18 protein-coding genes are annotated in these 22,706 nt (G+C 66.2%); 9 read left to right on the top strand and 9 right to left on the bottom strand.

Annotated elements, in window-relative coordinates:
• Positions 1 to 14: 14 nt before the first annotated feature.
• Positions 15 to 413 (bottom strand): hypothetical protein, encoded by a 399-nt coding sequence (locus tag KF833_05415; GenBank protein ID MBX3744728.1) that lies wholly within the window; start codon positions 411 to 413, stop codon positions 15 to 17.
• Positions 414 to 508: 95 nt separating this feature from the next.
• Between KF833_05415 and KF833_05410 the strand changes: the two genes are divergently transcribed.
• The 3 genes from KF833_05410 to KF833_05400 all read left to right on the top strand — a co-directional run bounded on the left by KF833_05410 (position 509) and on the right by KF833_05400 (position 3,852).
• Positions 509 to 1,753, top strand: coding sequence for a hypothetical protein (locus tag KF833_05410; protein ID MBX3744727.1), 1,245 nt, complete (start codon positions 509 to 511; stop codon positions 1,751 to 1,753).
• A 36-nt stretch (positions 1,754 to 1,789) separates the two neighbouring features.
• Positions 1,790 to 2,722 (top strand): aldo/keto reductase, encoded by a 933-nt coding sequence (locus KF833_05405; GenBank protein MBX3744726.1) that lies wholly within the window; start codon positions 1,790 to 1,792, stop codon positions 2,720 to 2,722.
• Between the two features lie 98 nt (positions 2,723 to 2,820).
• Positions 2,821 to 3,852: a zinc-binding alcohol dehydrogenase family protein gene (locus KF833_05400; protein ID MBX3744725.1), complete on the top strand. Its 1,032-nt coding sequence runs from the start codon at positions 2,821 to 2,823 to the stop codon at positions 3,850 to 3,852.
• Positions 3,853 to 3,974: 122 nt separating this feature from the next.
• On the opposite strand, the gene KF833_05395 is transcribed toward KF833_05400, so the two are convergent.
• Positions 3,975 to 4,967, bottom strand: a complete 993-nt coding sequence (locus tag KF833_05395) for a hypothetical protein (GenBank protein MBX3744724.1) — start codon at positions 4,965 to 4,967, stop codon at positions 3,975 to 3,977.
• A gap of 290 nt (positions 4,968 to 5,257) precedes the next feature.
• Positions 5,258 to 6,238 carry a hypothetical protein gene (locus KF833_05390; GenBank protein MBX3744723.1) on the bottom strand — a complete coding sequence of 327 codons (981 nt, stop codon included), beginning with the start codon at positions 6,236 to 6,238 and terminating at the stop codon, positions 5,258 to 5,260.
• 754 nt (positions 6,239 to 6,992) lie between these two features.
• Here KF833_05390 and KF833_05385 point away from each other — a divergent pair.
• From KF833_05385 to KF833_05365, 5 genes are all read left to right on the top strand, one after another.
• A complete protein-coding gene (locus tag KF833_05385) occupies positions 6,993 to 7,571 on the top strand; it encodes a GIY-YIG nuclease family protein (protein MBX3744722.1) in 579 nt (192 codons plus the stop codon).
• A gap of 259 nt (positions 7,572 to 7,830) precedes the next feature.
• A complete protein-coding gene (locus KF833_05380; GenBank protein MBX3744721.1) occupies positions 7,831 to 8,151 on the top strand; it encodes a hypothetical protein in 321 nt (106 codons plus the stop codon).
• A 395-nt stretch (positions 8,152 to 8,546) separates the two neighbouring features.
• Positions 8,547 to 8,807 carry a hypothetical protein gene (locus tag KF833_05375; protein ID MBX3744720.1) on the top strand — a complete coding sequence of 87 codons (261 nt, stop codon included), beginning with the start codon at positions 8,547 to 8,549 and terminating at the stop codon, positions 8,805 to 8,807.
• A gap of 20 nt (positions 8,808 to 8,827) precedes the next feature.
• Positions 8,828 to 9,556: a methyltransferase domain-containing protein gene (locus tag KF833_05370; GenBank protein MBX3744719.1), complete on the top strand. Its 729-nt coding sequence runs from the start codon at positions 8,828 to 8,830 to the stop codon at positions 9,554 to 9,556.
• Positions 9,557 to 9,861: 305 nt separating this feature from the next.
• The gene (locus tag KF833_05365; protein MBX3744718.1) at positions 9,862 to 10,473 is read left to right on the top strand and encodes a cyclase family protein; all 612 of its coding nucleotides are present in this window, start codon (positions 9,862 to 9,864) and stop codon (positions 10,471 to 10,473) included.
• On the opposite strand, the gene KF833_05360 is transcribed toward KF833_05365, so the two are convergent.
• From KF833_05360 to KF833_05345, 4 genes are all read right to left on the bottom strand, one after another.
• The gene (locus tag KF833_05360) at positions 10,372 to 10,809 is read right to left on the bottom strand and encodes a PIN domain-containing protein (GenBank protein MBX3744717.1); all 438 of its coding nucleotides are present in this window, start codon (positions 10,807 to 10,809) and stop codon (positions 10,372 to 10,374) included. The two genes, KF833_05365 and KF833_05360, sit on opposite strands and share 102 nt — an antisense overlap.
• Positions 10,806 to 11,087 (bottom strand): antitoxin, encoded by a 282-nt coding sequence (locus KF833_05355; GenBank protein MBX3744716.1) that lies wholly within the window; start codon positions 11,085 to 11,087, stop codon positions 10,806 to 10,808. The genes KF833_05360 and KF833_05355 overlap by 4 nt, the downstream gene beginning before the upstream one ends.
• A 138-nt stretch (positions 11,088 to 11,225) precedes the next feature.
• Entirely contained in the window at positions 11,226 to 12,587 is a 1,362-nt protein-coding gene (locus KF833_05350) for a sugar porter family MFS transporter (GenBank protein ID MBX3744715.1), read from the bottom strand.
• Complete coding sequence (locus KF833_05345; protein ID MBX3744714.1) at positions 12,580 to 15,927, bottom strand: hypothetical protein; 3,348 nt, start codon at positions 15,925 to 15,927, stop codon at positions 12,580 to 12,582. Before KF833_05345 ends, KF833_05350 begins: the two co-directional genes overlap by 8 nt.
• A gap of 170 nt (positions 15,928 to 16,097) precedes the next feature.
• On the opposite strand from KF833_05345, the gene KF833_05340 reads away from it, so the two are divergent.
• Positions 16,098 to 19,409 (top strand): hypothetical protein, encoded by a 3,312-nt coding sequence (locus tag KF833_05340; GenBank protein MBX3744713.1) that lies wholly within the window; start codon positions 16,098 to 16,100, stop codon positions 19,407 to 19,409.
• A gap of 85 nt (positions 19,410 to 19,494) precedes the next feature.
• Here KF833_05340 and KF833_05335 read toward each other — a convergent pair whose 3' ends face one another.
• Together KF833_05335 and KF833_05330 are read right to left on the bottom strand one after the other, a co-directional pair.
• Positions 19,495 to 21,273 carry a class I mannose-6-phosphate isomerase gene (locus KF833_05335; protein ID MBX3744712.1) on the bottom strand — a complete coding sequence of 593 codons (1,779 nt, stop codon included), beginning with the start codon at positions 21,271 to 21,273 and terminating at the stop codon, positions 19,495 to 19,497.
• On the bottom strand, positions 21,270 to 22,223 hold the full coding sequence (locus KF833_05330; protein ID MBX3744711.1) for an ROK family protein: 954 nt from the start codon (positions 22,221 to 22,223) through the stop codon (positions 21,270 to 21,272). Before KF833_05330 ends, KF833_05335 begins: the two co-directional genes overlap by 4 nt.
• Positions 22,224 to 22,706 lie beyond the last annotated feature (483 nt).

Raw genomic sequence — 22,706 nt, 5'->3', positions numbered from 1 at the left:
CCGCCCGGGTCCGGTCACGGATACGTATCCGCGATCTCGAGCTGGAACTGCTGGGACCGGAGGCTGTTGGGGTGGTTGCGGCCGAACCCGGCGTTCTCGTAGTCCCACTTGAAGTGGTAGAAGACAATCCGCCGGTCCTCGGGAATCGGCACCATGCTCTCCCAGCGGTTGGTCATCCGCGACACCCGTTCCATCGCATAGAAGTTCCCGTCGTACACCACGTAGCCCCGGATGCGGTCCTGCCGCAGTTCGCGCGTCCGTTCGGTGCTGGTCCACTCCGCCTCGAACGCGTACAGCCCGCTCTCCTCACGGGGCAGGGTGGACGGTGTGAGATTGGTGATGCGCGTCGCGCACCCCGTCACCGCCAACAGCGCGCCCAGCATCCCGGGCACCAGCCACTGCATGCGTCGCATGGGCAAAAGCGTGGATTCCCCCGCCCTGGGAAGTAAAGATGGAAGCCGCTCCAGACTTTCCCCCGTCCCCGGATCCCGGCACCCTCTCGTCCCCCATGATCGAACTGGCACGCTTCTCGTTCGGGGTCGGAGACCGGTTTGCCCAGCAGGCGAAAGCCCAATTGACCGCCTTCCGCCGCCTGGCCGAGGACGGCGTCGAGGTGGTCCCCGTCTGGAACAAATCCAACCGCGAACACTCCTTCATCGGCTCCGAACCCCGCAGCGTCCTCGATGCCGCCCAGGAAGCCGTGGAGGCCATGGGCTGGAAGGGCGACTGGCACGTGGACGCCGATCACATCCGCCTGGACACCGTGGACCGGTTCCTCGACTGCTCCGACTTCTTCACCCTCGACGTGGCGGACAGCATCGGGAAGGAAGCCCCGGCCGCCGACGTGGCCGCTTTCGTCGAACGCCACCCCGAACTCGTCGGCATCCTCGACCTGCCCGGCCGTACCGATCCCTTCACCACCTCCCGGGAGGCCATCGAAGCCATGGCCCGCAAGTACCTCCTCGCCGCCATCGAGGCCGGCCGGCTCTACCGGCACATCGCCGAACACGTGGGCGATTTTATCGCCGAGGTCTCGATGGACGAAACCGACGCACCCCAGACACCCCCGGAACTCCTCACCATCCTCGCCGCCCTCGCCGACCAGGGGGTCCGGGTCCAGACCATCGCCCCCAAGTTCACCGGCCGCTTCAACAAGGGCGTGGACTACGTCGGCGACCTCGACCAGTTCGAGCGGGAGTTCCACGACGACCTCGCCGTCCTCCAGCTCGCGATCCATCGCTACGGCCTGCCCGCCAACCTCAAACTCAGCATCCACTCCGGCAGCGACAAGTTCTCCCTCTACCCCATCGTCCGCCGCGCCCTCCAGCGCACCGGGGCCGGCGTCCACCTCAAGACCGCCGGCACCACCTGGCTCGAGGAACTCATCGGCCTCGCCGAAGCCGGCGGCGGCGGCCTCGTGCTGGTGAAGGAGATCTACGCCTCGGCCCTCGATCACGCCGCGGAACTGTGCGCGCCCTACGCCTCGGTCATCGACGTCGATCTCAAGAAGCTCCCCAAGGCCTCGACCGTCTCCGGCTGGAACGGCACCCAGTTCGCCAACGCCCTCCGCCACGTCCCCGCGCATCCCGAGTTCAATCCCAGCTTCCGCCAGTTGCTCCATGTCGCCTTCAAACTCGCCGCCCGACAGGGCCAGACCTACCTCACCCTCGTCCGCGGCAACGAGGAGGTCGTCGGCCGCAACGTCACCGCCAACCTCTACGAACGCCATCTCCGCCCCCTCTTCGTCGGTTAATCCCCCCAATCCCCACCTCGCCGTCCCGCCCTCCCCATGATCACCCGTCCCCTCGGCCGCACCGGCCTCCACCTGCCGATCCTCGGCTTCGGCGCCTCCTCCCTCGGCCAGGAGTTCCGCCGGATCACCGTCGAAGACGCCCTCCGCAGCGTCCGCGTCGCGCTCGAATGCGGCCTCACCTTCATCGACACCTCCCCCTTCTACGGTCGCGGCATGAGCGAAGTCCTCCTCGGCCTCGCCCTCCGCGATGTCTCCCGCGATCAGTACGTCCTCTGCACCAAACTCGGCCGCTACGACCTCGCCCACTTCGACTTCAGCGCCCGTCGCGTCGCCGAAAGCATCGACGTCAGCCTCCACCGCCTCGGCACCGATCACCTCGATATCGTCCTCTGCCACGACATCGAATTCGTCCCCATGCAGCAGATCGTGGACGAAACCCTCCCCGCCCTCGAACGCGCCCGCGCCCAGGGCAAGGTCCGTTTCCTCGGCATCAGCGGCTATCCGCAGAAGATCTTCCGCTTCATCGCCGACCAGGCGCCCCTCGACTGCGTCCTCAGCTACAACCAGTACACCCTCCAGAACACCCGGTTCGCCGACGAAACCCTTCCCTACCTCCGCGACAAGGGCATCGGCGCCCTCAACGCCGGACCCTTCAGCGCCCGGCTCCTCACTCACGCTCCACTGCCCCCCTGGCTCAAGGAACCCGAGGAGGTCAAGGCCGCCGCCCGCCAGGCCGCCGATCACTGCGCCCGCCGCGGTGTCGATATCGCCAGGCTCGCCCTCCAGTTCAGCCTCGCCCACCCCGACATCGCCTCCACCATCGCCGGCAGCGCCAACCCCGAAAACATCCGCCAATGGGCCCGCTGGGCCGCCGAACCCCTCGACACCGCCCTCCTCGACGAAGTCCGCGAAATCTTCCGCCCCGTCCGCAACATCGGCCACCTCGAGGGCCTCCCCGAAAACAACTGACCCCCCGACGCAACGCCCTGACCGGGCGCCCCAACCGCAACTTCCCTCCCGCCCCGTCTCCCCCCCATTCCCCCAACGCGCTCCGCACCGCGCCCGCCATGAAGGCCCTTCAACTCACCGAACCCCGTTCCTTCCACCTCATCGACCTCCCCGAACCGCCCCCGCCCGGACCCGGAGAAGCCCTGCTCCGCGTCCATCAGGTCGGCATCTGCGGGACCGATTACAGCGGCTACCTCGGGAAAATGCCGTTCTTCTCGTACCCCCGCATCCCCGGCCACGAACTCGGTGTCGAAGTCACCGCCGTCGGCGAAGACGTCACCCACCTCAAACCCGGCGACCGGGCCTCCGTCGAGCCCTACATCAGTTGTTACCGCTGCCACGCCTGCCAGCGCGGACACACCAACTGCTGCGAGCACAACCAGACCCTCGGCGTCCACTGCGATGGCGGTCTCCGCCCGTACTTCACCGTCCCCGCCCGCAAGGTCCATCCCTCCACCCGCCTGACCTTCGAACAGCTCGCCCTGGTCGAAACCCTCGCCATCGGCTGTCATGCCGTGAACCGCGCCGCCCCCCAGCCCAGCGAAACCGTCCTCGTCGTCGGCGCCGGTCCCATCGGACTCTCGGCCATCGAATTCGCCCGCCTCAGCGGCGCCCGCACCGTGGTCATGGACATGAACGAGGATCGGCTCGCCTTCGTCCGCGACCGCCTCGGCGTCTCCGACACCCTCCTCTCCCGCGGCGACGGACAGGAACTCACCGCCCTCCGCGACCTCACGGGCGGCGCCCTGGCGGACGTGACCATCGACGCCACCGGCTCCCACCACTCGATGAGCACCTCCCTCGAATACTGCGCCTTCGCCGGACGCTGGGTGTACGTCGGCATCACCCAGGAGAAGGTCTCCTTCCTTCACGCCCCGATCTTTCACCGCCGCGAAATCACCCTCCTCGCCAGCCGCAACGCCCTCCCCGACGACTTCACCCGCATCATCCGGGCCATCGAAGACGGTCACCTCCGCACCGATCCCTGGATCACCCACCGCACCACCCTCGAAGCCGTCCCGGAAATCTTCCCCACCTACCTCCTCCCCGAGACCCGCGTCATCAAAGCCCTGGTCGAAGTCACAGCCTGACCCCGCCCGCACAGAAACCCGTAAGAAACCCGGAGGGGCGGGTTCCACAAGCCCGCCCCGCGAGTAACTCCAGTCGCTTGGACACGCGCAATTCGTCCCCTCCGAAACGCCGCTCCCCAGACTCACCGCTCCGGCAGAATCACAATCCCCGGATGCACCATCAACTCCCGGCCATTCCGGTTCCCGATCACATTGTAAAACGCCTCGTCGCCCCAGAACACAAACCCCGCCAGCTCCGGAAACGCGCCCTCCAGCTTGCGCCACACATCGAGGGAATCACGCGGCGGCTCGTTCCGACCTCGAATCCCCAGTTCCGCCCACCAGATCACCTTGCCGTCGTTCCGCTTCTTCCCCACCGCCCACTCATACTCATCGAACACCAGACCCATCCCGTACGCCGACTTCCCGATCACATCCACATAAGCGTCGCCCGGATAATACGCCTGCAACGCCCCCTGCCGCTGTGTCGTGTGATACGCCCACACCACATTGTCCAACCCCTTCACCCGCGTGAAGTAATCGTGAACCACCCGGTACAGCGCAATGATATTCTCCGCACCCTGCTTCGCGTGCCACTTGTATCCATCGTCGCTCTCCACGAACGGCGTGTACACCACCGCGATCCCCTGCTCCCTCAACCCCTGAAGATTCGCCGCCATGCGGTCGAGCTGTCGGTGGAAGTGCGTCTTCACCGGGTTGTCCTCCGGCGACCGGATCGCCTCGCTGGCGCAGGGCTCGTTCCAGGCGCCCCCGCAGGGATTGGCCCAGAACGTGTACACCCCCACGATCATCCCCCGGTCGTGCATCCGCTTCACCCCGGCGTTCCACGCCTCGTCCGGAAACGGGTCGTCCTCGAAATCGTAAGTGATGCACCCGTACTTCGCCTCCCGCCCCGTATGATCCCGGAGCTTCCTCAACCAGTTGCTCCCATGGTCCGGATCCGGATTCTCGTTGTGCACCCACGTCCCCATCTGCCCGAACAGATACTTTCCATTCCCGAACCCGCGCAATGTCTCGATCAGCTCCTGCGCCGCAGTTGCCCCCGCAGTTGCCCCCGCAGTTGGCCCCGGAGTCGCCCCGAACGCCGGCCCCGCCCCCAGCAACGGCCCCATCATCAACCACCCCGCCAGCCGCCCCCACCCTCGCCACCCTCCCCTGCCCCCTCCGACATCCCTCCGCTTCTCACACCCGGCCCCTGCTCCATCCAAAACAACTTCCGTGGTCGCCTGCATCACGCCCCACCCTGCCCCCACCCCCCCACCCCACGCAATCGCTTCCCGCAGATCCAAACGAGTCAATCCTGCGCCGCAGACTTTCGGGCAGGACGAGGAGTGAGCGAGGCGCGTATCGGAACCGGGATAGGGAGCGAGCGAACGACGAAGCTCCTGCCCTACGCCAACGCTCATCATGGACTCTCGAAAACCGCACCAAGCTCATCCGGAAGCAGCGGTCGTCCCCTGGCCTCCTCCAAGGCCCTTATTGCCATGCTGTTCTTCAAACCCCGCTCCCTACCGGCCAATTCCGTTCCGAAATAATGCCGCACAAGCTGCACCATTTCAGGATTCCACGCGGCGTCCCCTGCAACTCCATCAATACGCTGTATTGCGTCGACAAGTTCAGCAATACCCCGTCTATACCTCATTAATGAAGCCTCGTGATCCCCAACAAATACCGTTGGGGTCTGCATATACGGCGAGGTGGGCTCCATCCCCAAAAACGTGCCGCCAATCTGTAACAGATCCTCTAAAGCCCGCTCATCGCCAGCCTGCAGATGCACGCCACTGTCTCCAGCGAACGCAACAACACGACCTATCTCTTGATGAATGGCCCTGCCTGCCTCGAATTCCCTGTAGTGGCCATAGGCATCCTCACCCAACCGCTCCTTGATGCGCCTGTCATACTCGACCTGGGCTATTCCCAGCTCCAGTAGAGCACCCGTGGCATTCAGGTGTGCTCTCTTGATCTTGCCCATATGTCTGATCAGAATCTCGGCGTCGCCCGCAGCCAATCCAAGCTCTGCAAAAACTGGAGAGTAAGTATCGGTGAGGACTGCCAGCTCGTGTTCGATGATATTGGTGATCGACGCTCCAACCGAAGCGGAGTAGCCAGGATGTTCTGAGCTTAGAAAGAATTCACCATTCACCAATCCTTCGTCAATTATTCTTTGAATACCGGCTTCTATCTCCTCTCCCGACGAGGTGGCTTCGCTTGGCACTCCCGTGCGGTCGGGGAATCCGCCCGACGTCCACGGCTGCGCACTGGAACCTGATGGCTTTGAAGCAGCAGGGCCTGGCTGTTCAACCCGATGGAAGCGATTCGCAGATAGCTTCGACGCTGTGACGCCGATGATGATACCTGCTACAAAGATCAGGAAGTGCGTTCTCATCCAGTCCTGGGCTTGCGGCTGGCGCTCAGCAATCCATGTGCCATGCAACTCCTGGTAGTCTGGATCTGGTATGCCATGTGTCGATCGCCTCTGGCTTCATCGAAGAACGCGCACTGTATACCGTACGTTGCCACGCACTCTGGGCACCCAACACTCCCAAGCTCGGAACTAGGACAGAGCCTGTTTCATGGCGTGCTGCTGGATCAATATTGGAACCGCTCATATTGGTTGCGGTGGTATATGTCAAACCTTTTTCCGGGAATCCGAACACCGCGGGCCGCATCTCCTTGGTGTCGGAGATTCGATCGATCGAGGGATACGACGAGGGGACTCGGGGTCGGGGTCGGTATCGGAATCGACAGGAGTCATAAAGCTTCAAGCATCCCAGGACACTGGTCCCAGTGCATCCCGGAGTTGTCGGTAGAGGTGCGAACTCCGCCAAGCGGCGCTTCGGAGGGCCGAGTTCCACGAGGCCGCAACGGTGTGGAGCATTGGGTTGAGGACTCGCGGAGCTCGTCCCTCCGGTTCGCTGGCTCGGTACCGACAACTTGGGGATGCACCGCACTGTTCCGGTTCGCTACCGATAGCAACCTCGACCCAGGCAGTCCCCTCCTCGCATCCCGCGACCGATGGCATCTCCGACAACATGGAGATGCGACCTGCCAACGCCCCCAGGTCAATCCACCGTTGACAATTCCACCCTCGCTCTACCAGCCTTCGCACAAGATAGCCAACCCTAGGCACAGATCCGATCATGGAATACCCGCCCGATAAGCCTATTCTCCTCAAGCAGCTCGCTGATGATCTTGGATTCCACCCGTCATCTGTCCGGAAGGCAATTGTCAGACGCGGCCTAGTTCCATTTAGACTCTCAGACGAACCAAACAAGCCGCTTTATCTCAAGGGTTCGGATGCTGAGGCCTTCAAGAAGCAAATAGAATCAGAGAGAGACAATACATTTCACCCGCACCCTGGCAGATTGGCTGGCAGAGTGTCGGGAGTCTATTTTATAGAGGTGCCTTCTTACGACGGGGCAGTTCGCATCAAGATCGGCTGGAGCGAAAACTTCACGGAGCGCTATGCTACGTACAGAACAATAGTCCCTGACTTGCGCATAAAGGGCTTTTGGCCCACTAGCGATGCTTGGTCTGAGAGAGCAGCACTCAAATGCGCTGAGCACATTGGCAGGAGACTTCACCATGAATTGTTTGAATTCGCGGATAGTCAGAAGGCGCTAGAATCCATAAGCGAGTTGTTTGCCAAATTGGGCATGCAAAACAAGGTGTTTGACATCGTCATTCGCAACGATACAGAGCAGACTGCGGAGACCTGAATGTCATGACATGGTCACTTCCTGATTATGGCTACTTTTGCCAGGTCTTCCGCCGCCGATACAGCAGGGGCGGACCCCGGGGCCCGGATCACTCCAAAGACCGCGACCAGGGCCATCGGAAGAGTAACGAATCCGTCCTGCCACAGGACTCCAGAACGCCGTTCCATAATCGCCCCCTCATAGGTGTCATTGCCAGGACTTGAGCTCTTGCAGGATCAGGTTCTGCGGGAATAACCTCCACCCGCCATCCACACGTCAGATGACTCCACGAAGATTTCCAGATCGAAAGATTTCCGAGACGCTGCTCGACTTCGCAGAGCCCATCGTCGCCTTGCTTGGACCACAGCCGTCCCAGGGCAGGCTGACGGAAGCCCTGCAGGTCGCCATCACCATCTGGAACGCCATCGTTCTGGATGCTGTCGAGCAGGGTTCAGAGCACATGGACAGGGTTCGGAAGGCTTTGGGCAGTCATTGGGAGGTGAATCCGGCCATCCGGATTCCGGTTGAGAGAAGGCACCAGTTCTTCGCTGACGATATGCGTGTGATCTCCACGATGGCTTCGCCCCGTTGGGGCTGCTGAGGGATGGGCGGGGTGTCGTACTCACGGCGCCGCCCCTCGCCGACTCGGGGCCTGTCCCGGGCAGGTATGGGACGCCCCATTGAGGCTGAGAGAACCGACGTTCCACCGAACGGCAGGATCGGTGCATCCCCAAGTTGTCGGTACCGAGCCAGCGAATCGGAGGGACGAGCTCCGCGAGTCCTCAACCCAACGCTCCACACCGTTGCGGCCTCGTGGAACTCGGCCCTCCGAAGCGCCATTTGGCGGAGTTCGCACCTCGACCCACCACTCCGGGATGCACTGCGGCAGGATGAACGCAGGCTTTCAATCTTGAGTCAGGGGCCCGCCCCGGTGACCCTTGCGTTCGGTATCGCCGCGCACTCCGTCGGTCAACGGGTGCCGGAATGTGACAAACCATGGAGACCGTAAGCATAGGCGCCATCGTCGGTTGTGGCCTGGGCGTTCTTGGAGGGGTTGTCGGCACTCTTTACAGCATCCGAAACACCAACAGCCCCCGTGAGCGGAGCTTCGTGATTCACGCTGCCATTCTTGCATGGTTCACGTTGGGACTGACGGCGCTCGCGGTCTTCTATCTGCCGACATGGCGGGCGTGGGCATGGCTTCCGCTCTGCATCCTGGTCGTCGTGGGCGGGCCTCTCTGGAACCGGCGACAATGATATCAACCCAAGTCCAGGACATGTCCCGTGCACCTTCAGTCGCCTTCGATCGCGAACATGCGGCCGCCTACGATCAGCGCTTTGCCAGGCTGGCGGCCATGCGCGATGCGTTGCACCTGCTGATCAGCGCCGTGTTCGCCGACCTGCCCGGCGATGCACGTGTTCTGCTGGTCGGCGTGGGAACCGGGCATGAATTGATGTACCTCGCGCGGAAGTTCCCTCAGTGGCGCTTCGTGGCGGTGGAACCTTCCGCACCAATGCTGGACCTCTGCCGCCAGAAGGCCGTCGAGGACGGGATTGCTCCCCGCTGCGAGTTTCACCAGGGCTACCTGGACTCGCTTCCTGCCTCCCCGGCATTTCATGCGGCGACCTCTCTGCTGGTATCTCAGTTCATTCTCGCACCATCGGACCGGGTTGGATTCTTCCGGGCGATTGCCAGCCGGTTGCGGCCGGGGGGACTCCTGGTCAGCGCCGACCTGGCGTCGGATACGACATCCGGGACCTATCAGAGGCTTCTGGAGGTCTGGCTCCGCCTGATGCGGGAGACCGGAAGTCCGCCCGAGCAGATCGAAAAGCTTCGAGTCACCTATGGACGCGACGTGGCGGTTCTACCAACGCAGGAAGTAGGGTCCATCATCGCCGCAGGCGGCTTCGAAGAGCCGGTCATCTTTCTCCAGACCGTCCTCATCCATGCGTGGCAGGCACGGACTCCGGGGCCCGCCAGTTCCTCGGTGACGACATGCGTGTGATCTCGGACTTTCAGGTCGTTCTGAAGAATGGTGGACTGGTGGTGCGGGCAGAGGCCCGTGATCCCTACTCATCGAGCGGAGACCGTGAAGACTGAGGCATTTCAGGCCAGTCCCTTGCTGCACGCCAATCCCCCTGTACCGCCATGTGCCTGCCCGCCTGCCAAGACTATCTCGCCCGCTGGGTCACCCGTCACAGCCTCTGTCCCGGAAGCCTCGGTGTGGTCCCCACATCCCATGGAGGCGGTTCCCCGGCAGCCGGGGCGGCCCTGTCCGTTCCGATCATATCGGCCCGGCGGGTCGCAGACTTGACGCACACCCTTGACCCGGATTTCCCGACTTTCGGGGGCGACGCCCAGGTGACGGTCCGCACGGTGTCCACGCTGGCGGCCGACGGATGGAACATGCGCGAGTGGCAGTTCAACGAGCACACGGGGACGCACCTGGATGCGCCGCTGCACCGCACCGCGGGCGGGATGTCCGTCGATGCAGTGCCGGTCGAGGCGCTGATCGGGCCACTGGCGGTGATCGATCTGCGGGCCAGGGCGGAACGGGACCCGGACACCCCCTTGACCCCGGACGATGTGCGGGGGTGGGAGGCGCGGCACGGACGGCTTCCTGACGGGGCGATCGTGGCGTTGTGCAGCGGTTGGGGGGCGCATGCGCGTTCGGCGAGGTTCCGGGGCGCCGATGCGGCGGGCCGGTTGCACTTTCCCGGGTTCCATGAATTTCGGGCAGGACACGGAGTGATCGAGGCGCGTATCGGAACCGAGATGGGTAACGAGCAAATGGCGAAGCTCTTGCCCGAAAAGATCGGCTCAGAGTTCCGGAAAGAGCGGGTTGTGCCAGCGGACCTCCGGGAACCGGGCAAAATCGCTGTCCGCAGTATGAACGACCGCCCGATGGCGAAGGGCCAATGAAGCCAACTGCGCATCGGTCGTGAGATTTCCTCCCGCCCCGGCGCCGCGAAGCATGCCAAGTGCGCTGCGGATGTCTTCAATCTCGACGTCGAGAAGCTGGGTCACAGGCTGATCGAGCCATTTTTCGACATGCGCGGCGGCTTCCTGGACGGTCATCGGATCCACAAAAGCCCGCCCGCTGGTCCCAATCCGAACGAAGGCGAAGAGGACCGCCGGACACAGGCCGACCGGTTCGCTGCCGGAAAGACAGTCAGACCACCATGCCGCCGCCGCCGGGTGAAACGGGCTGGCGGCGTCGTAGGCATACAGAAGAAGGTTCGCATCGGGGACGATCATGGTGACTTCCGGGCGTTCAAGCGACCCGAGGTCCGGAGAAACGCCTCGATCTCAAGTTCGTCGGCCACCTCGCCGAGGCGGGCGGGATCGATCCCCGCCCGAAGCCGGAGGGGCCGGGCCTCGACGACAAACCTCGTCTTTGTCCGGGAGCCTCGCTTGTCCTGAAGCCCTTCGCGCACCGCGTTGTTGAGCACCTGTTTGAAGCTGGATCGGGTAGCGCGGACCCGATCCCGGAGCATCCGCTCGACGTCGGGGTCCAACGTGACCGTCGTTCGCATGCAGGCATCGTGACAGCATGCATTTATGCTGTCAATGTGACATGCCGGGGTCACATCTCTGAATTTGACATTTGGCCACCCCTTTCGGGCGCTGCCACTCCATTTGTCAAATTCACAGATCTGACCCCGGGGCCGGTGTCACCAGCTCCGTTCGATGTCCTCGAGGGTGCGTCCGCGGGTTTCGGGCAGGCGGCGCCAGACGAACAGCAGGGCGGCCAGGCTGCATCCGGCGTAGATCCAGAACGTCCGGGCCGGTCCGACAGCGGGATGGTCGTTGAGCATGGGGAAGGTCTGGGCCACGGCGAAACAGGCGGTCCAGATGGTGAAGGTGGCCACCGCCATGGCCCGTCCGCGGATGCGGGTGGGAAACACTTCCGAGCAGACAATCCAGGGGATGGGCCCGAGGGCCATGGCGAACGCGGCGATGAACGCCAGGATGGCGGGCAGCAAGAGGACCGTCCCGGACCCGGAGGCGAACAGCACTCCGACCGTGGTCAGGGCGATGACCTGCACGGCGAGGCCGATGAGCAGCAGCGGACGCCGCCCGGCCCGGTCCACCAGGGCGATGGCCACGAAGGTGAACAGGAGATTGATGGTGCCGACCAGGACCGAGGCCTGAAAGGCGTCCCGGACGCCGATGCCCGCGGCGGTGAAGATCCGCGTCGAGTAGTACATGATGGCGTTGATGCCGCTGAACTGGGAGAAGGCCATCAGCGCCACCGCGAGGATCAGGGGGACGCGGAAGCGTGGGCTGAACAATTCGCCGAAGCGCCCCTCCCCGGTGGCCAGCACCTCCCGCACGGCGACGATCTCGCGTTCGGCGTGTTCCCGTCCGCCCACCGCCTGGAGGACCCCTCGGGCCTCCTCGTCGCGTCCGGCCTGCAGAAGCCATCTCGGACTTTCCGGCGCCCGCAGGATCAGTCCGAGCAGCAGCAACGCCGGGAACAGTTCCGCCCCGAACATCCACCGCCACCCCGCGGTGCGGTTCCATGAGTCGTCTCCCCAGCCCTGGATCCAGGCATTGATGAACAGGGTGAGGAAGATCCCGGTGACGATCCCCAACTGGAAGAGGGCACCCAGCGCGCCCCGCTTCCGGGCCGGGGCGAGTTCCGAGACATAGACCGGGCACACCATCGAGCACGCGCCCAGACCCAGGCCGCCGAGAAACCGGGCGGCGAGGAACTCGGCGAAGGTCCGGGGCACCGCCGAAAGCAGCGCCGAGAGGGCGAAGAGGATGGCGCACAGGAACACCACCTTGCGCCGTCCGAAACGGTCGCTCAGGAACCCCGCCGCCATCGCCCCTGGAATGCAGCCGATGATCGCGCTGGCCCCCGCGAATCCCTCCTGGGCCGGGGACAGATCGAAATGCGCCCGCAGGTACTGGTTGGCCCCGTTGATGACGGCGGTGTCGTAGCCGAAGAGAAACCCGCCGGTGGCCGCCACCAGCGTGACCCACACCAGCACCCCTGTGCCCCCGGTCGTTCGGCCGGCTTCAGTCATGGGCGCTCTCCCGTCCGGACCCCGTCCCCGCCGAGGCGGACAGCCGATCGCTTCCGGGTGGGCGTTCGGCTCGCAGGGTCACCAGCCCCCAGGCGGGAACGGTGACCGGTCCCGTGACCTCGCGCCCGGCCGTCTCGCCGGTGTCGCTCCACCCCACCCGCACGGGCGCCGGGTCCCGCCAGTCGAGCCGCACGGCGGTGTCCCGTCCGCCCGCGCCCCAGAGGCGGACGATCCAGGCGCGGCCGTCGTCGGAGGGCTTGAGGCCGGTGACGAGGACCTCCTCGCTGGACAGGCGTAGGAGGGGGCTGGCATCGGGCGCGGGTCCGCGGGCGCGGACGGGCAGGATGGGTTGGGACTGGGCGATGGCGAGGCGGGAGGCTGCGGCGGGATCGTAGCCGCCGTGGGGGCGCAGGACGTACCGGAAGGTCACGGGCCCCTCCTGATAGGCGCGGTAGTTGGTGCCCCAATGATTGTTCATCGCCCACGAATAGAGCCGCTGGGTCGGCCCGACCTCGCGCTGCCACACCTTGGGATCGGTCTGCGAGTTCAGCAGCGTGGCGGTCAGTCCTCCGACCTGCACCAGCGGCGCGTCCAGGGTGATCCAGGTGACCCCGAACCGGTCATTCGAGACATCGGCCCAGCGGCCCGCCGTAAACCAGTTCTTGCAGGCGCTCGGGATCTGGTCGAGATCGGGTCGGACCACGCCGAACGGGACTTCGATCCGGACCTGGCCGTTGGGAACGGCGAAGGGGAAGGCAAAGTTGACGCTCTCCTTGCCTTCGCGGGCGTGGTAGCTCGCCGCCACCAGGCGCTGCTTGTCCACCAGGTTCACCAGCGTCGCGTGATCCTGTCCGGCAACCAGCCGGATCTCACGTTCGAGCCGGTGCGTGCCGGGTGCCTCTGAGGTGACCCGCAACGACGCGATCAGCGGACCGCGTTCGTGCATCCGGATCCGAACCGGACCATTGCGCCGGGCGGCGGCCGGATCGTCGCCGGTGAAGTAGAGATAATCGTTCAGGGCGTGTCCGGACGAGGCATCGACCAGGTTGCCGTCGTGACCCCGCCGACGGAGTTCGGCGATGGCGCCGGTGACCGGATCGAGGGCGACACGCAGCGACTCGTTCTGCAGCCAGGTCTCGCCCCAGGACAATCCTTCCGCCGGGTGCGGCGCGCCGCGTTCGACCCGGTAACGACGTGCGGCCAGCGGCGGGAGGTCACGGGCGAGGAGGGCCAGTTCGCCGTTGGCCAGGCGTTGCGAGGGCACCGGGCGACCGCGTTCGTCCAGGACCCGGTCCCGGCCTTCGCAGAAGTCGCGGGGCAGAATGACCAGCTCGGTGCGCGGCCAGGAGGTGGTGTTGAACAGATCGACGGCCTGGATCTCCCCGCCGCCGGGCCCGAGGGCCAGGGCGCGCTGGAGCAGGTCACGGGACTGCGCATCGGCGGCGGCGGCGTAGCCGTGCTTGATGGACCACTGTTCGAGGGTCTCGCGACGGTTCGGTTCGCTGATGCTGCACCAGGCGCCCCAGGTGTGTTCCGAGTAGAGCAGGACCTGTCTCCAGGCGTCCTCGAACGCCTCCGCCGGATACCGTTGCGGCGCCAGCATCGACCACAGGGCCTCCGCCTGGATCACCCGGTCGGAACTGGCCCGGTTCATCGCGGTCTCCAGCGACGACGATCCCGCCCCGTCCTCCCAGTATGGCGTCCAGTCGCCCGCCACCTCCGGCAGCCGGTCGCCATACCGTTCCTCGAAGGCGACGAAGGCGTCCCGGGCCGAGGAAATGATGAATCGCGGCCAGGCGTAGCGTTCGGACCAGTCGCGGACGAAGTCGCAGATGGCGGGGTCGGGCACGGCATTGTCGCCATGACCCGCCCAGCGGACGTAGGCGATCTCGTAGGGATAGTCGCGGCGTGCCAGGCCCTCCTGGAAATCCTCGACCAGGGGCAGCGACATGCTCCCGTAGCGATGGGACATGGCGTAGCCCCAGAACGGAATCCAGACCAGCACCCGCGAATGGCCGTCGGGCCCGCGCCACCAGAAGGGCCGGTTCTCCCACTCGACGAGGATGTTGCCGATGCGATCGAAGTAGTTCGGCGCGGTGGACAGGTACCTGAGCCCGGCGCCGGCCATGGCGGTGACGGTGCCCCAGGTGAGCCCGGGAACGTCGCTGATCATCACCGTGTCCAGAGGAACCCCGGTCTGCTCCCGAAGCCGGGTGGCCTGACGAAACAGCCGGACCAGTTCCTCGGGGCGGCAGAGGCCGGTGAGTTCGTTGAGATACATGCCGCACAGGGCCACCTCGCCGCGCCGCACCGCCTCGAAGAAGGCCTCGCGTTGAGGCGCGTCCAGACGGCGGAGATAGAGATCCGCGGCCCACAGCACCTCGACGTTCCACACGAAGCGTGCGCCTTCCGGGTAGTCCGCCGTCCGCCGCGCCGCCGCCATCGCCGCCACCAGGTTGTTCACCTGCTTCTCCTCGATGTCCGTCTGGATCTCCGTGTACCCGATGTCCGTGTGGGAATGCGGCAGGATGTACACGGTCAGACGCGGCAGGGGCGGCACGACGATCTCCTTCGCCACCAGCACCCGGCCGCCGGCCCCGGTCACCGTGATCGGGATGACGCGTTCGCGCTCGCCGGCCGGGATGGGAAGATCCAGCGACTGAAGCCCGGCCTTGAGGGACCACGGCCTCGCGTCGAGTTCCCCCACGCGGAGGGTGACGTCGATGGGTTCGACATAGGGCGATTCGAGACGCACGCGCAACGGCTGGCGCAGCCCGTCGGGGGTCTTCTCGGCCCGGGGCAGGGCGCGGGCCTCGAGGGCCAGGGCGTCGGGCCACGGCACCGTGTCGCCCGCCGCGAAGAAGGCCACCTCCGCGCCCCCGACCGTGCCGTACCGGTGCGGTCCCAGTTCCCGCACCTGCCATCGCACCCGGCGCGCTTCGACGGGCCGTTCCAGGGCATGGAAGGTGACGCCACCGCGCTGGTTGACATGGGTGACGGACGCCCGGCCCACGGATCTCCCGGCGGCATCGAGAAACACCAGTTCGGAGGCCGCCACCGTCGCCGGATCGTTACGGTCCTGGTGCCGGAATCCGGCCAGCCGCACCGTCACGCCGAAGTCGAACACGACGAAGGTGTTGGTGCCCGAGGAGCTGGACGAGTATTCGGTGCGGGGATCGCCATCGAGCAGGTGGGCGACCCGGTGGTTGCCGCCGGGATAGTCCTCGGCCGCCTCGATAATGGCCGGGGGCGGCAGCGGCACCCATCGCGTGTACGGCGCTCCGAAGGCCATGACGGGTCCGAGGGACAACAGAGCGGCGAGGCAGCGGATGCGGTTCATGAGCGTTCTCGGTTGGGCGAACGCTGCCCAAGGGAACCCCCACCGGCACCGTTTTTGGGGCGACCTGCTGCGGACCGGCCAGGGACACGGCGGGACGCCCGACAACCCGCCAGGCGACCTCTTGACAGCGCGTGTGCCTGTGGGACTGTGCGCCGCTTCTTATCCATTTTATGTCGTCCGCTTATTCGGTGTGCTGGATTGCAGGTTCGATCGTCCTTCATCTTCCGCTTTCCCTGGCCCAGGAGCCGTTTGCAGACCCCGGCAACGGAGCCTGGGACTCCCGATTCTCCCGCGGCCTCGGGGAGGTCCATGTCCTGCGCGAACTGCCGGATGGAAGTGTCCTTGCCGGCGGTCGCCTGCTGGTCGCGCCGGGTCCCGACCGGGCCCAGCACACGATCCTCCGATGGCGACCCGAAACGGGTTGGGCACCAGTGGCCCATGGACTGTCGTTCCCGTCCCTGCCGGCGACCGTCTTTCGAGACGTCCTGGAGTACCGCGAGTCGGTGTATTTGGCAGGGACCATGACCTGGCAGGGGGATGGGATTCCCGTCCGCAACCTCCTCCGCTGGAGCAACGGGGTGTGGTCCGGTCTTGGGGACGGCATCGAGGGCACGCCGGCCTGCCTCATCGAGCACAAGGGGCGGCTGTACGTGGGCGGGACGTTGCAGCGGGCAGGGGGTCACGCCGTGCGGAATATCGCCTCCTGGGATGGCGAAGCGTGGTCCCCGGTCGGCACGGGTGTCCCCTTTCCGATCCTGGCGCTGGCGACCTATGGCGGCGACCTCATTGCCGCGGGCGACGCCTCGGACCCGGCGGGCCCCGGAGGCCTCCTGCGATGGGATGGGCACGACTGGCAACCGTTCGAGGGCGGGGGCCTGGGCCCTGCCGAACCCGCGCACTTTGTCAGCGTCCTCCGCGCCCTTGGGACCGAACTGTTCGTTGCGGGACGCTTCACGCTCGCCGGGGACACTCCGGTGCAGAACATCGCGCGGTGGGACGGCGTGCGATGGCACGCTCTGGGCGACGGGATCGGACCGGGCGTGGCGACCGCAACGGCGCTCCATGCCTTCGAGGGCGAACTTGTGGCTGCGGGCACCTTCCGGGTCGCGGGTGACCTTGCCGCCTCCGGTCTGGCTTCATGGAACGGCACCCGCTGGCGGCCCTGGACCGGACACTCCTACGCCCAGTTCACGTCGATGGTCCGGGCCGGGGATGATCTAATGGGGCTCGGTTTCAGCACCAACGCCTTTTGCGGCGGACGTCGCACCGTGGCGCTGGTGCGCGAAACCGGGAGCGTGTTCCAAGGGCTGGGCTACAGCGGTCCGGAGGCCCCCGGCATTCCCGCCGTGGTGGCGACCCCGGAGTCGCTTCTCGTGGGCGGACGGTTCTACCCGGATGGTGCTTCCCTGTGGAACTGCGTCGCCGCCTGGAACGGCACCACCTGGGGCGAACTCGGGTCGGGTCTCGGCATCCCTCGCTCCGGGGTCACGGCGGAGATCCTGGCCGTCGCCAACGCCGGTCCTCACCACGCCATCGGCGGCCGTTTCAGCCGGATCCGGGACCTGACCGCCAATCATGTCGCGCATTGGGACGGGGCATCCTGGCAACCCCTCGGCGAAGGATTGCCCGGGCCGGTGTCCGCTCTTGCCTGGCAGGGCGATCGCCTGATCGCCGCCGGCGCTCCGTTTGGGGTCGCCGTGTGGAATGGCCGGAGCTGGAGTTCGCCCGGCCTCGCCCCCGACCTGACCGTCCAATCCCTGGCCGTCGATGGACACCAACTCTTTGCGGCGGGCTTCCGTCCCGACACCCCGCCAACCAACCGCCTTGGCGCCGTCTTCCGCTGGAACGGTTTCGAGTGGACCGTCCTCGCCGACGGCATCCGATCCGGCGTCCTGACACTGCACCACGACGGGGAGCGACTGTTCCTCGGAGGCCGGTTCACCCGGATCGGCGATATCGAGGCTTCGGGAGTGGCCATGTGGAACGGTCACGCCTGGTCCGCCGTCGGTTCACGCCTGATCGAGATGCCATTCAGCGTGGTCAACGCCATTGCGACGGACGGTCGCGGACGGGTGTTCCTGGCGGGTGATTTCATCGCCCAACCTTCCGAGGCCACCCGTGTCGCGTATCTGGAAGCCGGCCAATGGCAACGCATGGGGTCCGGGGTCTGGCCGACCATTCCCACCGCCCTGGCATGGTGGCGCGGCGCCGCGTACATCGGAGGCAGCTTCATCCAGGCTGGCGACTCCTCTTCCTTCGGGATCGCGCGTTGGGCCGATCCGCACGGGGACTTCGAGCTGGCCCCGATGGTCCCGCAGTCCGTCGCGCCCGGCGCCGAGTTCGAAGTCGAACTGCTGGCACATCGCGTCGCCGGCCTCGGCCCCGCCGCTGCCGAGATTCTGCTTCCTCTGCCCGACGGGGTTTCATTCGTCGCGGCGGATGGCGGCGGATCGATTCAGGATCGAACGGTGCGTTGGACGCTTGCACTGCCCGCCGCCGAGTCCCTTCGGGTCTCCTGTCGCCTGACCGCGCCGACCGAACCCACGCTGCTCGCATTCCGCGGGGTCCGCATCGTTGCCGGCAATGCGACGCCGTTCGTGTCCCGGGTTGAAACGACCCGGGTGGCTCCGGACGTTGCACCTCCCGAAGTCCGCATCGTCGCGCCTGAAGGCGGCACGCAATGGATCGGTGATCCCCTGGTCATCCAGGCGGTCTGCAACCCCGGCGCCAGCGGGATCGTCAGCGTCTCGTTCCACCTCGGCGACCGGACGCTGGCCACGCGGGCGTCGGAACCCTGGAGCATCGAGTGGACCCCAACGGAAACGGGCACGGCCCTGCTGCGTGCCGCCTGCACCGACGCCTCCGGGACGACCCTCCATTCCCTCCCGGTGCGGGTCGCCATCCGCGCACGACCGGCCAACGACACATTCGCCTCCCGCCTTCCCATAACGGGCTACCAGGGGTCCTTCGAGGTCGATCCCCGCGATGCCTCCGCCGAGGAGGGCGAACCCGATCATGGACTCGGCATGCCCCACCGCTCCGTTTGGTGGGCCTTCCACCCGACCCTGGCGGGCCGCCTGTTTATCGAGCGCGGACACCCCGACACCCCGGTCGGCATCTATCGGGGCGGGTCGGTGGACACCCTGGTCCGGGTTGCACCGTCGCCCCATGGCGACCACCACGACCTGGAATCCGACACCGGGTATTCGATCGCCTTCGATGCACCCGACCACGTTCAGTCGTTCGTTTGGAGTTTCCGCTGGATTCCGGCGGGCGGCCGGCTGGTCAGCGCATCCCTGGACACCGAAGGTCACATGGCGATGCGGTTCGAGGGATTTCGCGATACCCCGTATCGACTGGAAGCCTCGCCCGACCTCGTGCGCTGGGATGTCGTGGACACATTCGTGGGAGAGGACCTTCCAAACCTTCTCACGGTGCCCCTGGACTGCTCGGCCCCCGCACGATTCTTCCGCGTGCAGTGACGCGCCGCGCCACCGGTCGGGATGGGTCTGAAGGAAGGCAGGGCACCGCGCCATGGGATGCCCTTCATCGTGACCCTCCACGGGTCTAAAGCCCCGTTCGCACGCTCGCTAGGAGTGTGGCGAGGTCCCGGGACGGGTTGGGTGCAAAGGGACGAATCCGGTACGGTCCGACCGCGGCGGGGACGATGAAGGTTTCGGCGAACCGGACGAGAAACGGCTCGAATGCGTGGTCCTGACTCTCCACCCAGGCGGCCTCGCCCTGGACCAGATTGAGCACGTGGACTCCGCCGCGGGTGTGGTGCGGCACCGGCACGGTGAACCAGTGACGCCGGGTCTCGATGAACTCCCGCTCGTGCAGGCCGGTGCGCTCCTCGCGCCAGCCCGGCCCGGCGCGTACTGGGGTGACCGCGTTCACCAGATGCCGCCCCACCCACCCGGCGGTCCGCGTCCAGTCGATGTTGGCGAGAGCGTGGTCGAGGTGGATCGGCCGCGGCCGTCCGTCGAGCCCGAGCCGCTCCCAGTCCCACATCTTGAAGGTGAAGAGATAGGGCGTGGCGCTGATTTCGAGGACGACCGCGTGGGCCCCGCTGGCATGCACCGTGCCCGCCGGAATGAGGAAATGATCGTGGCGCCGCGCCGGCCAGAACTGGACATGTCGATGAGCCGGGAACGGTGCCCGACCTTCCCGCGCCACCCTCAGATCCCTCACCATCGCCGCAGCGTCCACATCCTCCCGCAACCCGAGATACACCCCCGCCTCCGGCCCGGCCTCGAGCAGGTAGTAGCTCTCGTCCTGCGTGTAGTGCATCCCGAAATGACGCTGGATGTACTCGGTCAGCGGATGGACCTGAAGCGACAGAGGTCCACCCCCCAGGGTGTCGAGGAAATCGAAGCGGATGGGAAACTCATCCCCGAAACGCGCATGCACCGCCTCCCCCAGCAACGCACGCGGCTGGTGGAAAACCAGGTCCAGTGCCGGGATCTCGATGCGCGTTCCGCCAAGGTCCAGGTACAGGCTGTTCTCCTCCGGCACCCCGTCGAAACCCCAGCCGTAGTTCGGCGCCGCCGGATCGAGACCGAACCGTTCCCGCATCCATTGCCCCCCCCAGGGCGCCGCATCGAAGTAGGGCACCACCCGGAACGGTCGTGTCACCGCCCAACGCAGCCCCGCCCGGACCGCCTCCCCGTCCGCCAGCTTCGGCACCGCGGGATCATGGGTGTCCAGGACGTAGTCCCAGCCCGCCAGCAGCGGCCGCTTCCAACGGTCGGCGACGCGCCAGTCCACGAAGAAGGCCCGCTTGTACTGGAGCGAGGCCGGCGCCGTGCGGTTCTCCACCCCGAGATTGCTGGCGGCGTCCCGACGGAACCGCCGCTGCGCCTCCCACCGCGACAGATCCGCGTACACCAGCAGATCCCCCGCCCCGCCCGCGAGCCACGACGCCCCGACCCCGATCGCAAGGATGATACCGCTCCCAGCCCGGCGCATCGCGTCCCGGCTGAGGGCGAGCCGTTCCGGATCGAAGAAGTCCGGCAGTTGGAGGCCGTTCATGAACCCGAACACCGGATCGTCACCGCCCAGGAACGGCGCCACCAGGGCATCGATCCGGTCCGGAGGCCACATTGCCTCCGCCGCCCGCAGCACCCGCGCCGGACGCAACCGCCCGACCAGCGCCCGCTCGACGGCCTCGACCTCGATCCCGGGGTAGGTTTCGACCACCAGCACCCGCGGCCCTCCCGCAGCGCGTCTCCTCCCGGCCAACGCCACGGCCAGCCGGTCCGCAATGGCATCCCAGCCCGTCACGCACGATCCTTCCGAGCCCGGCACCGCCAGGCTTGGTTGAAGGTCATACGCGAATGGGTTCACGGGACGCCTTGACGAATCCGTTCCCGCACGAGTGGCTCCGCAGCCAGGAGGGCTGCCCGGTCTCCAAGCTGCCCCTGCATCACCTGGACCTGACCCCAGGGCGTGTGGGCATGGCGCCGCACGAAGTCCGACACCGCCGGTAGCACAACGTCCGCGGACGCCATGATGCCCCCTCCCAGGATCAGCCGTTCGGGGTCGTAGGCATGGATGAGACTGACTGCCATGGCACCCCAGACCCAAAGGCTGTGGTCGCGCAGGGCGACAGCGCACGGGTCCCCGGCCGCGGCGAGCTTGAACACGATCGCATAGTTCAAGGTCGCCGCCTTCCGCAGCGGACTGAAGTCAAACGACGGCAAACGCGCGGCCAGACCCGACAAGGCGACGGTCGAAGCCTCGGCTTCGGCGCATCCCAGGTTGCCGCACACGCACCGCTCCCCGTAATGCCGCACCGTCATGTGCCCGCCAAGAATGCCCCCCTGTCCATGGCACCCTTGAATCAGGCGCCCTTCCAACACGGCGGCGGTTCCAATGCCCGTCCCCAGGGTGACCATCACCACGTTGTCGCAGCCGCGACCGGCACCGTGACGCCACTCGCCGAGCAGCGCCATCCGGGCGTCGTTCTCGATCGCCAGCGGCAGCCCAAAGGCATCCTTCGCCCATCCCGCCAGATCGAGACCCGGGGCATCGCGGTACTTGCCGTAGGCATCGAGGATCCTGCCGGTGCCGCGCTCGACAACACTGGGAAAGGCCAGTGCCATCCCGGCGCAATCCCCGATCCCGACCCCGGCCTGGGTCAGAAGGTCCAGCCAGGCCGATCGGAGAACCGGCAACTGGCGCGCCAACCCCTTCCTGGCCCGTGCCGGGCAACTGCCCTGGGCGAGCAGCACGCCGTCCCGGACGACACCCAGCTTGATGCGGGTGCCGCCCAGATCCGCAGCCAGCACGGTCATGGGTTGGGACGGGTTCACAGGGTCCAGGCATCGACTCAAGCCGATGCGTCAACCGCCCGCAAGGCTGCCTCGGAATCCGCCGAACAACAGCATTTCCGGGGTGAACTGCTCCCCCGCCCCGAATCCTGGGCGGGCCCGCCGAACCGGGGGTTGGCGGGGGATTTCCATCCGGTCAGACACGCTCTCATCCAGGGATCAGGGCCTCCCGGTGCATCCCCAAGTTGTCGGTGAGGAGGCAGCAAATCGGAGGGACGAGCTCTGCGAGTCCTCAATCCATGGCACCACTCCGCTGCGGCCCCGTGGAACCCGGCCCTCCGAAACGGCGCTTCGCGAAAGTCGCACCTCTCCCCACAGCTTCGGGATGCGCGGAGGGCCTGCTTCCGCACGGATTGACCGTCCCCTTCGATTTGCGACAGTCATCGGGTGATGATTGTGGGCCGACGCCGGATCAGCGAGGAGCTTGCGCCAGTGACACCGCAGGAG

This window comes from Verrucomicrobiia bacterium (assembly GCA_019634625.1).
In the GTDB taxonomy this organism is placed as follows: domain Bacteria; phylum Verrucomicrobiota; class Verrucomicrobiia; order Limisphaerales; family CAIMTB01; genus CAIMTB01.
The sequence above is the reverse complement of the archived record's forward strand: the minus strand, read 5'-3'. Positions and strand labels throughout refer to the sequence as shown.